Genomic DNA, 12,759 nt, shown 5'->3' on the forward strand with positions numbered 1-12,759 from the left:
GCTGGTCTGTGGCCGCGCCGCTGGGAGGACGTCGGCGCCGAGGGATTGACTTCGAGCGCGCTCGAACTTCTAGCCTGCTCGGTGTGACAGACGAGTTCGAGACACCGGGCCTGACGGTCGCGCAGATGGCGGCTGCGACCGGGCTGTCGGCGCACACGCTTCGGTACTACGAGCGTGCGGGCCTGATCCGATCGGTCGCCCGCAGCGCGGGGAACCAGCGCCGCTACTCGGCGTCGGACATCGAGTGGCTGCGGTTCCTGTTGCGTCTCCGCGAGACCGGGATGCCGATCGCGCAGATGCGGAAGTACGCCGAGCTGCGGGCCGAGGGCACGCCGACGACCGAGGCGCGCCTCGCGCTCCTGGAAGCGCACCGCACCGGACTGCACGAGCAGATCGCGCTGCTCCTCAGCCATGAGAAGACGCTCGACGCCAAGATCGCGACCTACCGCCACGACCTCGCCGACCTCGCCGACCTCCGCGCGAGCGACGACCCGACCCAAGGAGCACACACCCATGAGTGAATCGACGACGCGCGAGGAACGCTACGAGCGCGGCCGGAAGGTGCTCGACGCGATCGACGGCACGGCCGGCACGAACGTCATCGACTCGCTCAAGGACATCTCCCCGGAGCTCGGACATCAGGTCGTCGCCTGGGGGTTCGGCGACATCTACGCCCGTCCCGCGCTCGCTCCGCGGGATCGGCAGCTGGTGACGCTCGGGATGCTGACAGCGCTCGGCGGCTGCGAGCCGCAGCTCGACGTCCACATCAACGCTGCCCTGAACGTCGGGCTGACCCCGGAGCAGATCATCGAGGCGTTCCTGCACTCCGCGGTCTACTGCGGTTTCCCCCGAGCCCTGAACGCGACGTTCGCCGCGAAGAAGGTCTTCGCGGAGCGGGGACTGCTGCCGCTCGAGTGACCACCGCTCGCCGTGCGTGCTCAGCCGAAGCTGACGCCCTGCGCGAGCGGCAGCTCGTCCGAGTAGTTGACGGTGTTGGTCGCGCGGCGCATGTAGGCGCGCCACGCGTCCGACCCCGACTGCCGTCCCCCGCCCGTGCTCTTCTCGCCGCCGAAGGCGCCACCGATCTCGGCGCCCGACGTGCCGATGTTGACGTTGACGATCCCGCAGTCGGAGCCGTCGGCCGCCATGAACCGCTCGGCCTCACGCTGGTCCCGCGTGAAGATCGCCGACGACAGGCCCTGCGGCACGTCGTTGTGCAGCGCGACGGCCTCGTCGAGGTCGCGGTAGGTCAGCACGTACAGGATCGGGGCGAAGGTCTCGCGGCGGACGACCGCCGTCTGCGCGGGCATCCGCACGAGCGCGGGCGTGACGTACGCGGCCCCGGGCGCCCCCTCGACGGGGTGCGGCTCACCGCCCACCAGCACGGTGCCGCCGTCCGCCACCGCCTCGGCGAGCGCGGCCAGCATGGCGTCGCGCGCGGCTGTGCTCACGAGCGGCCCGACGAGGGTGCCGGGCTCGCGCGGGTCGCCCACGGGCAGGTGGGAGTACGCGGTCACGAGCCGGGCCAGGACCTCCTCGACGACGTCCTCGTGCACGATGAGCCGGCGCATCGACGTGCAGCGCTGCCCTGCGGTGCCCACCGCGGCGAACACCACGCCGCGCACCGCGAGGTCGAGGTCGGCCGACGGTGCGACGACCGCCGCGTTGTTGCCGCCCAGCTCGAGCAGCGTGCGCCCGAAGCGGGCCGCGACGACGGGGCCTACCTCGGCCCCCATCCGCTCGGACCCGGTCGCGGCGACGAGGACCACCCGCGGGTCGCGCACCAGCAGGTCACCCACCTCGCGACCGCCCAGCACCACGCTGCTCACCCCGGCTGGCGCCCCGACCTCGGCCGCGGCCCGGTCCAGCAGCGCCGCGGCGCCGAGCGCGCTGAGCGGGGCCAGCTCGGAGGGCTTCCACACCACGGTGTCCCCGCACACGAGCGCGATCGCCGTGTTCCACGACCACACGGCCACGGGGAAGTTGAACGCGCTGATGGCCGCGACGACACCCAGCGGGTGCCAGGTCTCCATCAGCCGGTGACCCGGCCGTTCGGAGGGCATCGTGCGCCCCTCGAGCTGGCGCGAGAGGCCGACCGCGAGGTCGCACACGTCGATCATCTCCTGCACCTCGCCGCGCGCCTCAGCGGTGATCTTGCCGACCTCGAGGGTGACGAGCGTGGCGAGGTCGTCCTGGTGCGTGGCGAGCAGCTCGGCCCAACGCTTCACGAGCCGGCCGCGCACGGGGGCGGGCACGGTCCGCCAGGCGACGAACGCCTCGCGGGCCGCGGCCAGGGCGGTCTCGACGTCGGCGGGCGACGCGACGGGCAGCTCGAGCAGGTCCTCCCCCGTGAGCGGCGACCGCGCCCAGCTCGTCGCCGCGCCGGGGGTGACCGCAGGCACGCGCGCCCCGAGGCGGGCGAGGGCCGCGAGGGCCGCGGAGCGCAGGTCGGCCGGGTCGGGGTCCTGCGAGGGGGACGTGCGGGAGTCGGGGGTCGTTCCGGTCGAGGTCGTCATCGTCTCGCTCCGATCGGGCTCAGGGTCGCGGGGTCGAGGTCGAGGTCCGCGCAGACCTGCGCGGCCGAGGCCTCGCTCTGGGCGGCGTACAGGTCGAACGGGTCGTGCAGCGTGCGCCCGACGACGCCGGCCATCCAGTCGGCGTCGAGCGCGACGCCCTCCTGGGTCACGTCCTTGGACCCGTCGGCGGTCAGGTTGGACTGGAAGATGCCCGCGGCGGACATCGGCAGGAAGTCCTCGTACACGATGGGGTCGGCGACGACGCGTCCGGCCACCGCGCGGTACGTGAAGTACCCGAGCCGGCGCTCGGCGAGCTCGTGCTCGGTCGCGGGGAAGTCGCGGCGCCAGATCTCGCGGGCCACGTGCTGCCCCTGGGCGGCGCCGAGGCCGGCGGTCGCGGTGCGGACCTCGGCGATCGCCGCGTCGTAGATCGCCCGCCCGGCGCGGGTCAGGGCGATGCCGCGGGCCTCGACCTCGCCGAACCGCACCCGCAGGGTGTCGGTGGTGACGGCGCCGTCGGGCCCTCGGAACGCCCGCGGCTCGGCGAGCGCCCGGAAGGACGTCTGGCGCAGCAGCACGTCCGGCCCCTCCCAGCGCGGCGGTCCCTGGATGTCGTCGATCATCGTGATGCCGCGGTCCTGCATGCGGGCGTACAGGTCGTCGATGTCGAGCACCCGCGGGGTGAGGTGGTTGACGTGCGTGCTGCGCACCCCGCCGATGTCCGCCGCGACGGCCGACACCCGCTCGAGCTCGTCGTACCAGGCGCGGTCGACGGGCTCGCGCGAGAGCTCGAACGCGGCGGTGGCGAGCGCGAGGAACCGGTCGGCGTCGGCGCGGACCAGGCCGCCGTCGGCCTCGGCGCGGGCCGCCAGCTCGAGCAGCTCGGGGGCGAAGACCTCGCGGTCGGCCAGGAACGCGTCGAGCCGCCGCGCGAGGTCCGGGGAGAAGAAGCGGCGGTCGGCCGGCGTGAGCACCGAGGTGAACACCCGGAACGGGTTGCGCGCGAGCTCGTCGGCGGCGATCGGGCGGAACGCTGTCGAGACGACGGGCACGGCGCTCGTGGCGGCCTCGCGCAGGTCGTAGAAGCCCACGGGGTGCATGCCCATCGCGCCGAAGATGCTCGCGACCTGGGCCATCTCGCGCGGGGTGCCGAGCCGGATCGCGCCGTGCCGCTCGGCCGTGACCCGGTCGATGCTGCCGAGCCGCTCGGCGTCGGCGCCGCGCGCGGCGAGGACGTCACGGTTCACCTCGTGCGCGACGTCGAGCAGGGTCGTGTACGCGGGCACCTCGGTGCCGTACATGTCCGAGAGGCTGCGGGCGAACGCGGCGCGCAGCTCCCAGGGTTCGACGAGCCTCATGGGCGCTCCTCGCGGGTCGGGTGCGGGTCGGGGCGGGTGGGGTGCGGGTGGGGTCGGGTGCGGGTCGGGGCCGGGGCGGGTGCGCCGGGTCAGATGATGTTCGCCTCGGTCAGGAGCGCCGCCTGGGCGAACCGCTCGGCCCGGAACGCCGCGACGTCCAGGAACGGGGTGCGCTCCAGGACCAGGTCGCGGACCACCTCCCCCACCGCGGGGGCCTGCAGGAAGCCGTGCCCCGAGAAGCCCGTGGCGTACAGGAAGCGGCTCACGCCCCGGGCCTCGCCGATCAGCGCGTTGTGGTCGGGGGTCATCTCGTACAGCCCGGCCCACCCGTGGTCGAGCGGGACGCCCTGCAGTGCGGGGGCGCAGGTCGCGGCCGCGTCGCGCAGCGCGGCGAGCAGCGGCTCGTCGTCGTAGGCCACGCCGAACCCCACGTCCTGGTCGGGTTCGGCGATACCCACGGCGAGCCCGTCGCCCGCGTTGTGGAAGTAGAACGTGGTGCCGTAGTCGATCGTGAACGGGATGCGTGGCGGCGCGGGCTCGAGCGCGGGGCTGAACGCGATCTGCCGACGCAGCGGCTCCACGGGCAGGTCCACGCCGACGAGCGCACCCACCCCCCGGGACCACGCCCCGGCGCAGCAGACCACGGTGCCCGTCCGGACGACGCCGCGGGTGGTCTGCACGTCGGTGATGCGCGTTCCCGAGGTGCCGATGCGGGTCACGTCGCACCCGGTGCGCACCTGCGCGCCGAGCCGCTCGGCCGCCGTGACGTAGCCCTCGACCACCGCCGCGGGGCGCGCGAAGCCGTCCTCGGGCGAGTACGCCGCTGCCACGTAGCGCGTGGGGTCGACGTACGGGCACAGCCGCTGCACCTCGTCGGGCCCGATGATCCGGCTGGGCACGCCGAGCACGTTCTGCATCGCGACGCTCGCCGTGAAGAGCTCGACCTCGGCGTCGGTGCGCAGCAGGAACAGGTAGCCGACCTGCTCGAGCCCGATGTCGGCGCCCGGCCGCACCCCGAAGTCCTGGTAGGCCCGCAGGCTGTGCGCGCCGAGCGCGACGTTGAGCGGGTCGGAGAACTGCGCGCGGACACCGCCGAGGGGCTTGCCCGAGGAGCCCGAGGCGAGCTCGTCGCGCTCGACGAGCAGCACGTCGACACCTGCCTCGGCCAGGTGGAACGCGACGGCGGCCCCCATCACTCCCCCGCCGACCACGACGACCTCGGCTGCGCGGGGGACGGGGCCGCGGTGGTGCTCGGACAGGCTCATGCCACCTCCACCGGGGGGACGGTCACGGATCCCCTCAGTCTCGGGACCCGGATCTTTCACGTCTATCGACAGATACTCGTGCGAACCGTTTAGATCTGGTGCATGGACCTTCCCTGGACGGGCCTTCGGGCGCTGCAGGCGCTGGCCGAGCGCGGCACCATGTCGGCCGCGGCGCAGGCGCTCGGCTACAGCACCGGGGCGATCTCCCAGCAGCTCTCGACGCTCGAGGCCACCGTCGGGGTGCCGTTGCTGCGCCGGGTGGGCCGCACCGTGCGCCTGACCGACGCGGGGCAGGTGCTCGCCGAGCGCGCGACCCTGCTCCTCGCCGCGCAGGACGAGGCACGCGACGCGGTGCGCACCACCACGCGTGAGGCCGTCGGCACGGTGCGGCTCGCCATCTTCGCGACCGTCGCGGCCTCGCTGCTGGCTCCCGTCGTCGCGGCGCTGGCCGCCCGCCACCCGCTCGTGCAGCTGCGCAGCCGTGAGCTCGCGGTCGACGACGTGGCGGTCGCCGTGCGCCGCGGCGACGTCGACCTCGGGCTCGGGCTCGACTACCCGGATGCCCCCATCCCGCGTGAGGACGGCGCGACCCACCGCACCCTGCTGCGCGAGGACCTGGCCCTGATGTCGGCTCCCGGGTGGGACCTGCCGCCCACCCTGACCCTCGGGGACGCGGCCGACCTCGACTGGGTGCTCCCGCCCGCGTCGACCCACTTCGGCGTCGCGGTGCGCACCGCGTGCCGTACCGCCGGCTTCGAGCCGCGCGCTGTGCACGAGGTCAACGACACCGCCACGTCCCTGGCCCTCGCCGCGCACGGCCTGGGGGCCACGCTGGCGACGCCCTTGATGCTGCGCTTCGCCGCCCCCGGGACGCTGCGCACCAGCACGCTCACCGTCCCGGTGCACCGCCAGGTCGTGCTCGTGGGGACGCGCGCGGGCGTCGAGAGGCCCGCGGTGCAGGCCGTGGTCGAGGTGATCGAGGACGTCGTGGGGCACGCGCACGACAACCTTTCAGGAACGCTGCATGGTCGACCGCACGAATCGTGACTTGTGCGGCGCCGTGCCCCGACGCTGAGATTCCACCTCACGGCAGTGCGTACCCCGACCCGATGTGACGTCGACCAGCGAGAGGTCGTGAGGACCGTGGCCACCCTGCTCGTCCTGTCCGCCGCCGACATCCGGGCGGCGCTGCCGCTCGCCGCGTCGGTCGCCGCCCAGAAGTCCGCGTTCGCCTCCCTCGCCACGGGTGGCCACGCACTCGGCGGCAGCGTCTACCACCCGGGCCCCGCACCGGACCAGCTCGTGTTCGCGCTGACGGGCGCCGTGCCCGGGCGAACGGGGGTCGTGGTCAAGTTCGGCATGCAGGTGCCCGGGAACACAGCGCGCGGCCTGCCGACCGTCCAGGGCCTCGTGACGATCCTCGACCCGGACGACGGCACGCCGCTGGCCGTGCTCGACGGCGCGACGATCACCACGATGCGCACCGCGCACGGCCTCGCCGCGGCGGCGGACGTGCTCGCGGTGCCCGACGCCCGCGTGGTCGGCGTGCTGGGCTCCGGGGTGCAGGCACGCGAGGTCGCCCTGGCGCTGGCCTCGCTGCGCGCCCTCGCGGACGTCCGCGTCTGGAGCCCCACCCGCGCCCATGCCCAGGCGATGGCCGACGACCTGGTCGCCGCCGGGCTCCCCGCGCGGGCGGTGGGCGAAGCGCAGGACGCGGTGCGCGGGGCCGACGTCGTGGCGACCTGCACGCTCAGCCGCACGCCGATCGTGCACGCCGCCTGGATCGCCCCGGGGGCGACGGTGCTGACCCTCGGCTCGTACGCGCCCGACCGGCGCGAGCTCGCGCTCGACGTGACCGCGCGGGCCGACCTCCTGGTGCTCGACGACGCCGCGAAGGCCCTGACCCACGGCGGCTGCGTGGTCGAGGCCGACGAGGCCGGGGTGCTCGACCCGGCACGCACCACCACGCTCGGCGACGTGCTGGTCGGCACGCACCCCGGCCGCACCGACGACGCGCAGGTCCTCGTGTTCCACAGCATGGGGGTCGGGGTGCAGGACGCCGAGGCGGCGTGGGCCGCCTGGACGGCCGCCGTCGAGCAGGGCCTGGGCCGACGCGTCCCGCTGTGAGCGCCGACCACCGCACAGGGACGCCGGGCCCACCGCCGGGTACGCTCGCACTGCCTGCCTCACCGGAGTGGTCGTCTCGTGGTGAGCCGTTCGCTCAGGCCGCGGTGTCCCGCATCCCCCCTTCGACCATCGGACCTGCTATCTCCTCTTCCCCCGCCCCGCGCGACGTCTACCTCGCACCCCCCGAGACCGATCTCGAGCCCGCGCTGCCCGCCACCGCGGCCTCCCGGGCACGCCTGCGCGACCGCGCCGACGTGCTGCTGGTCAAGGGCCGCTACTGCCTGGTCAACGAGAGCCTGACCCCGCAGGACGCGATGGTCGAGGACCTGCTGTTCGTGCGGGCCGCGCTCGACGATGCGGGCGTGGGCTACCTCCTGGTGCGGGGCAACGACGAGCGCCCGGTGATCGCAGTAGACCGGGCCGAGCGCAAGGCGCTGCGCGCCGCACTCGCGCGTGCCTGTGCGGACGAGCCGTTCTACGTCAAGTCGCTCGACGCGAAGGCCCCGACCCTGCTGGTCGCCGACGGCGCGCTGTCCACCACGACCAAGGCGCGCGCGTTCCGGCTCTACCGGCCCCGCGTGTGCCCGGTCGGCGGGCTGCGGTACGGCGCGGCGACCGGCGTGCAGATCGAGCTGTGGGCGTTCAGCGAGGACGAGATCGTGCTGCCGGTCGAGAACTCGCTCACCCGCCGCGTGATCCACCGCGACGAGGCGGTGCGCGGCACGGTCGAGCGGTACGGGCGCAGCTGGCCCACGATCGAGAACATGTTCGCCGAGCACGCGGCGGACATCGCGTTCGACATCGACCTGGTGTTCTCCTGGGTCGACGGCACCGACAGCGCCTGGCAGAAGGCCCGGGCCGCGCGCATGCAGAGCTACGTGGTGGGCGAGGGCGACGACTCCGAGGCCCGGTTCCGGCAGATCGACGAGCTGCGGTACGCGCTGCGCTCGGTGCACATGTTCGCCCCGTGGGTGCGGCGGATCTTCGTGGCGAGCGACTCCCCGAAGCCGGCCTGGCTCGCCGACCACCCGTCGGTGACGTTCGTGCGCAGCGAGGAGTTCTTCACCGACCCGTCGGTGCTGCCCACGCACAACTCGCAGGCCGTCGAGTCCCAGCTGCACCACATCCCCGGGCTCGCCGAGCACTTCCTGTACTCGAACGACGACATGTTCTTCGGCCGTGCCGTCAGCCCGGCGATGTTCTTCTCCCCGGGCGGCATCACCAAGTTCATCGAGGCCAGCACCCGCATCGGGCTCGGGGAGAACAACGAGGTCCGCAGCGGCTTCGAGAACGCCGCCCGCGTCAACCGGCGGCTGCTGAACGAGCGGTTCGGCCGCGTCACGACCCGCCACCTCGAGCACGCCGCGACCCCGCTGCGCCGCAGCGTGATGGCCGAGCTCGAGGCCGAGTTCCCGGACGAGTTCGCCGCCACCGCGGCCAGCCCCTTCCGGGCGAGCTCGAACATCTCGGTGACGAACTCGCTCTACCACTACTACGCGCTGCTCTCGGGGCGTGCCGTCGCGCAGGAGAACGCGCGCGTGAAGTACGTCGACACCACCTCACGGGCCGGCCTCGCGGACATGACGTCGCTGCTGGCCTCGCGGGCGATGGACTTCTTCTGCCTCAACGACGGCAGCTTCCCCGAGATCGACGCGGACCTGCGCACGCGCGCCGTGACCGAGTTCCTCGAGCAGTACTACCCGATCCCCGCACCGTGGGAGAAGCCGACGGAGAGCGGACCGGGCGTCAGCCTCGCCTGACGGCCGCCCCTGCGCGGGGGCGGTCACCCGCTCCCGCCAGGGGCCGCTCGGTGAGCGACTCGGGGATCACCACACCGGCGGCGGCCAGACGCAGGGTCGCCTCCGCGGGCGTCACGGGCTCCCCCACCGTCAGGCCCGCGCCGAGCGGGACGACCGAGTGCACGATCGTGTCGTCGTACACGTGGACCAGGTTGAAGCCCTGCGCGCCGTCGCGCCCCCGCAGACCGCCCGCCGCGACGTTGAGGTCCTGCGTGTAGCAGGTGGCCGAGGCGACCGAGACGGGGATGCCCGCGAACATCGCGGTCGTCGAGTAGTGCAGGTGCCCCGCGAGCACCGTGCGCACGTCGGTGCCGCGCAGCACGTCGGCCAGGCGGTGCTGGTCGCGCAGCTCGACGAGCACGGCGAGGTCCAGCACGCTCGGCACCGGCGGATGGTGCAGCGCGAGGACGGTGCCGTGCGGGGCAGGCTCGGCCAGCACCCCAGCGAGCCAGCGCAGCTGCGCCTCGCTCACCTCGCCGTGGTGATGGCCCGGCACGCTGGTGTCGAGGGTGACGATGCGCAGCCCGTCCACGTCGTCCACCCGGTCGACAGGTTCGTCCGAGGCCGGCTCCCCCAGCAGCTCGCGGCGGAGACTAGCACGGTCGTCGTGGTTGCCCATGGCCCACACGACGAGGGCACCCAGCCGCTCGGCGACGGGTTCCATGACGGCCCGCAGCAGCGCGTACGCGTCGGGCTCGCCCTTGTCCGCCAGGTCACCCGTGACGACGATCGCGTCCGGGCGCGCCCCCGACGCCTCGGCCTCGGCCAGCACCTGCCGCAGCCGCGCGGTCGCGTCGACGGCGCCGTACAGCGGGCCGTCACCGACCAGGTGGGTGTCGCTCAGGTGCCAGAGCACATGGTGCGGACGAGGGTGCTCGGCTACGCGGTGGTTCATCGTTCCCCGTCCTGGGTTCGCCGTCCTGCGTCGATCTCACCACCCCCAACCCAACACCCGGCGACCTCCAGGCGTCGGTGAGGCGTCGAACCGGGAGCGTCCGGACACAGCGGTGCCCGCGCGACCGCGGGGAACGGCTCTCAGGCCTCGCCGGAGTCGGACGCCTCGGGGGCCGGCGGCTCGGGGGCCGCCTTCTTCTCGGCACCCTTGCTGCCCCGGTCGCCGTAGCGCTGCCGGAACTTCTCCACGCGCCCGGCGGTGTCGACCACACGCGACTGCCCTGTATAGAACGGGTGCGTCGCACTCGAGATCTCGATGTCGACCACCGGGTAGGTGTTGCCGTCCTCCCAGACGACGGTCTTCGACGGGGTGGCCGTGGACCGCGTGAGGAAGGCGAACTCGCCTGACACGTCGCGGAAGACGACCGGGTGGTAGTCGGGGTGGATGTCCTTCTTCATGCCTCCAGCATGTGCCGGGACGCTGAGAGGCGCAGCCGGTGCGCGCGTCACCTCTCCCGCCCCGGCCGAGGACGTGCTTCCCCTCCGCGACGGCCTGGCGCCTCCAGCCGCTGGTGGGGCGCGGGCCGGCGTCGTCGTGTCAGAGCAGAGCGGGTTCCGCCACGCGCTCGGCGCCGTGGTGCGGGCCGACCGCCGCGGTGCCGGGAGCCGCGGAGGACCGTGCCCGCCTGCGCAGCAGTCGCATGGCGTTGAGGATGACGACCAGCACCGACACCTCGTGCACGAGCATCCCCACGGACATGGTCACCCCGCCGAGCAGCACGCCGAGCAGGAGCAGCGCCACCGTGACAAGCGCGACGGCGATGTTCTGCCGCATGGTCGCGACGGTGCGGCGCGCCAGCCGGATGGCCTGGGGCAGCTTCCGCAGGTCGTCGGCCATCAGCGCGATGTCGGCCGTCTCGAGGGCGACGGCCGATCCAGCCGCGCCCATCGCCACCCCGAGGTCCGCGACGGCCAGCGCGGGGGCGTCGTTGACGCCGTCGCCCACCATGGCCACGACGTACCCCTCGCGCTGCAGCTCCCGGACGGCGTCGTGCTTGTCCTGCGGCAGCAGCCCGGCCCGCACCTCGTCGACGCCGGTCGCCTCGCCCACGGCGAGGGCGACCGGGAGGGCGTCCCCCGTGAGCATGACGACGGTGCGCACGCCCGCACGGTGCAGCTCGGCGACCATCTCCGCGGCGTCGGGCCGCACCTCGTCGGCGACGGCGAGCACGCCGAGGACGACGCCATCGACCGCCACGATCATCGGTGTGCGCCCCGCAGCAGCGAGCTCGTCAGCGACCCGATCGCTCCCCAGGGCATCGGCGATGCCGAACTGGGACAGCAGGGCGACGTTGCCGACGAGGACGCGATGCCCCCCGCTCGTCGCGGTGATGCCCTTCCCAGGAATGGACTCAGCGACCTCCGGGAGCTGACCGACGGGCAGCCCTTCGGCGCGGGCGGCGTCCAGCACCGGGCGTGCCAAGGGGTGCTCGGAGCCGGCCTCGGCCAGCGCAGCCCAGCGTAGGACGGCGGCGCGGTCCGCCCCCGTGGCGAGCACGACGACGTCGGTCAGGAGCGGGCGACCACGCGTCAGCGTGCCGGTCTTGTCGACGGCGACCGCCGTGATCTTCGCCGCCCGCTCCAGGTGCTCCCCGCCCTTGATCAAGATGCCGTCCTTGGCCGCGCGGCCGATGCCGGCCACGATCGAGACCGGGATGGAGATGACCATCGCCCCCGGGCAACCGATCACCAACAGGGTCAGCGCGAGGACGACATCGCCGGTGACCGCCCCCGCGGCGACCGCGAGGACGACGATGCCGGGCGTGTACCAACGGGAGAACCGGTCCATGAACCGCTGGGTGCGGGCCTTGGCGTCCTGCGCCTCCTCGACGCGGTGGATGATCCGGGCCAGCGTCGTGTCGGCCCCGACCCCGGTCGCCCGCACCTGCAGCACACCACCACGGGAGACGGTGCCGGCGAAGACCTGGTCCCCGACGGCCTTCTCCACCGGGATCGACTCCCCCGTGATGGAGGCCTGGTCGACAGCCCCGGCCCCGGCGACGACCTCGCCGTCGACCGGGACCTTCGCGCCGTTCTTGACCACGACCGTCTCCCCCATGGCGACGTCGGCGGCTGCCACCTCGATCTGGCCGCCCTCCCGCAGCACGACGGCGACGTCCGGGGCGACGGCGACCAGCTCGGCCAACGCCGACCGGGTCCGGTTCAGGGTCGCCTGCTCCAAGGCGTGGCCGACCGCGAACAGGAACGTCACCGCGGCGGCCTCCCAGTACTGGCCGATCACCACCGCCCCGACGGACGCGACGGTGACGAGCAGGTCGATGCCGACCACTCGCGCCGCCAGTGCGCGGACGGCGTGGACCGCGATCGGTGAGCCGGCAGCGACGGCTGCCGCGACCATGACGGCGTTGCTCGCGAACCCCGCCCCGAACACCGTGGCGATCGCGGCGGATCCCGCGATGAGCAGTCCGCTCACTGCGGGAACTCCCCAGCGACCGCGCAACTTCTGGGCGACGGTCATCAGAACGCTGCGGCAGTGGAGGCGTAGCCGGCCTTGGCGACCGCGGCGATCAGCGCCTCGACCCCGACGACCTGCGGGTCGTGGTCGATCTCGATGCGACTCGAGGCGAACTGCACAGTGACGGCGCTGACGCCGGCCAGCCGTCCGACCTGCTTCTCGATCTTCGCCACGCACGACGGGCACGAGAAGCCCTCGGCCCGCAGGATCGTGCGGGTCACAGCAGTGGAGGGGGTGGTGGAGCTCATGATCGGACCTCTTCTG

Annotated in this window: 12 protein-coding genes; 5 read left to right on the top strand and 7 right to left on the bottom strand. The window is 73.6% G+C overall.

The features are described 5' to 3' along the window. The first annotated feature begins 83 nt into the window (after positions 1-83). Together ACGIF2_RS14740 and ACGIF2_RS14745 are read left to right on the top strand one after the other, a co-directional pair. Positions 84-521 (top strand): MerR family transcriptional regulator, encoded by a 438-nt coding sequence (locus ACGIF2_RS14740; RefSeq protein ID WP_396047648.1) that lies wholly within the window; start codon positions 84-86, stop codon positions 519-521. After that, positions 514-918 carry a carboxymuconolactone decarboxylase family protein gene (locus tag ACGIF2_RS14745; protein WP_396047646.1) on the top strand — a complete coding sequence of 135 codons (405 nt, stop codon included), beginning with the start codon at positions 514-516 and terminating at the stop codon, positions 916-918. The genes ACGIF2_RS14740 and ACGIF2_RS14745 overlap by 8 nt, the downstream gene beginning before the upstream one ends. Positions 919-938: 20 nt before the next feature. Here ACGIF2_RS14745 and ACGIF2_RS14750 read toward each other — a convergent pair whose 3' ends face one another. The 3 genes from ACGIF2_RS14750 to ACGIF2_RS14760 all read right to left on the bottom strand — a co-directional run bounded on the left by ACGIF2_RS14750 (position 939) and on the right by ACGIF2_RS14760 (position 5,139). After that, a complete protein-coding gene (locus ACGIF2_RS14750) occupies positions 939-2,516 on the bottom strand; it encodes an aldehyde dehydrogenase family protein (RefSeq protein ID WP_396047644.1) in 1,578 nt (525 codons plus the stop codon). Beyond that, the gene (locus tag ACGIF2_RS14755; protein ID WP_396047642.1) at positions 2,513-3,874 is read right to left on the bottom strand and encodes a 2-oxoadipate dioxygenase/decarboxylase family protein; all 1,362 of its coding nucleotides are present in this window, start codon (positions 3,872-3,874) and stop codon (positions 2,513-2,515) included. The genes ACGIF2_RS14750 and ACGIF2_RS14755 overlap by 4 nt, the downstream gene beginning before the upstream one ends. An 89-nt stretch (positions 3,875-3,963) precedes the next feature. After that, positions 3,964-5,139 (bottom strand): NAD(P)/FAD-dependent oxidoreductase, encoded by a 1,176-nt coding sequence (locus ACGIF2_RS14760; RefSeq protein ID WP_396047640.1) that lies wholly within the window; start codon positions 5,137-5,139, stop codon positions 3,964-3,966. Positions 5,140-5,241: 102 nt separating this feature from the next. Here ACGIF2_RS14760 and ACGIF2_RS14765 point away from each other — a divergent pair, with 102 nt between their 5' ends. The 3 genes from ACGIF2_RS14765 (at position 5,242) to ACGIF2_RS14775 (ending at position 9,026) form a co-directional block, all read left to right on the top strand. Further along, positions 5,242-6,186 (top strand): LysR family transcriptional regulator, encoded by a 945-nt coding sequence (locus tag ACGIF2_RS14765; protein WP_396047638.1) that lies wholly within the window; start codon positions 5,242-5,244, stop codon positions 6,184-6,186. 87 nt (positions 6,187-6,273) lie between these two features. Then, positions 6,274-7,266, top strand: coding sequence for an ornithine cyclodeaminase family protein (locus ACGIF2_RS14770; RefSeq protein WP_396047636.1), 993 nt, complete (start codon positions 6,274-6,276; stop codon positions 7,264-7,266). 104 nt (positions 7,267-7,370) lie between these two features. Next, complete coding sequence (locus ACGIF2_RS14775) at positions 7,371-9,026, top strand: stealth family protein (RefSeq protein ID WP_396047634.1); 1,656 nt, start codon at positions 7,371-7,373, stop codon at positions 9,024-9,026. Here the strand turns inward: ACGIF2_RS14775 and ACGIF2_RS14780 are convergent. From ACGIF2_RS14780 to ACGIF2_RS14795, 4 genes are all read right to left on the bottom strand, one after another. Continuing rightward, a complete protein-coding gene (locus tag ACGIF2_RS14780; RefSeq protein ID WP_396047632.1) occupies positions 9,013-9,960 on the bottom strand; it encodes a phosphodiesterase in 948 nt (315 codons plus the stop codon). The two genes, ACGIF2_RS14775 and ACGIF2_RS14780, sit on opposite strands and share 14 nt — an antisense overlap. A 140-nt stretch (positions 9,961-10,100) precedes the next feature. Beyond that, a complete protein-coding gene (locus ACGIF2_RS14785; RefSeq protein WP_396047630.1) occupies positions 10,101-10,418 on the bottom strand; it encodes a type B 50S ribosomal protein L31 in 318 nt (105 codons plus the stop codon). Between the two features lie 139 nt (positions 10,419-10,557). Continuing rightward, positions 10,558-12,498: a heavy metal translocating P-type ATPase gene (locus ACGIF2_RS14790; protein WP_396047628.1), complete on the bottom strand. Its 1,941-nt coding sequence runs from the start codon at positions 12,496-12,498 to the stop codon at positions 10,558-10,560. Beyond that, entirely contained in the window at positions 12,498-12,743 is a 246-nt protein-coding gene (locus tag ACGIF2_RS14795) for a heavy-metal-associated domain-containing protein (protein ID WP_396047625.1), read from the bottom strand. Before ACGIF2_RS14795 ends, ACGIF2_RS14790 begins: the two co-directional genes overlap by 1 nt. Between the last annotated feature and the right edge of the window lie 16 nt (positions 12,744-12,759).

This window comes from Cellulomonas sp. P22 (assembly GCF_044392165.1).

Bases quoted from the DNA above. Each gene is read 5' to 3' on its own strand.
- ACGIF2_RS14745 (WP_396047646.1), top strand. From the start codon at position 514: ATGAGTGAATCGACGACGCGCGAGGAACGCTACGAGCGCGGCCGGAAG.
- ACGIF2_RS14750 (WP_396047644.1), bottom strand. From the start codon at position 2,516: ATGACGACCTCGACCGGAACGACCCCCGACTCCCGCACGTCCCCCTCG.
- ACGIF2_RS14755 (WP_396047642.1), bottom strand. From the start codon at position 3,874: ATGAGGCTCGTCGAACCCTGGGAGCTGCGCGCCGCGTTCGCCCGCAGC.
- ACGIF2_RS14760 (WP_396047640.1), bottom strand. From the start codon at position 5,139: ATGAGCCTGTCCGAGCACCACCGCGGCCCCGTCCCCCGCGCAGCCGAG.
- ACGIF2_RS14765 (WP_396047638.1), top strand. From the start codon at position 5,242: ATGGACCTTCCCTGGACGGGCCTTCGGGCGCTGCAGGCGCTGGCCGAG.
- ACGIF2_RS14780 (WP_396047632.1), bottom strand. From the start codon at position 9,960: ATGAACCACCGCGTAGCCGAGCACCCTCGTCCGCACCATGTGCTCTGG.
- ACGIF2_RS14785 (WP_396047630.1), bottom strand. From the start codon at position 10,418: ATGAAGAAGGACATCCACCCCGACTACCACCCGGTCGTCTTCCGCGAC.
- ACGIF2_RS14790 (WP_396047628.1), bottom strand. From the start codon at position 12,498: ATGACCGTCGCCCAGAAGTTGCGCGGTCGCTGGGGAGTTCCCGCAGTG.
- ACGIF2_RS14795 (WP_396047625.1), bottom strand. From the start codon at position 12,743: ATGAGCTCCACCACCCCCTCCACTGCTGTGACCCGCACGATCCTGCGG.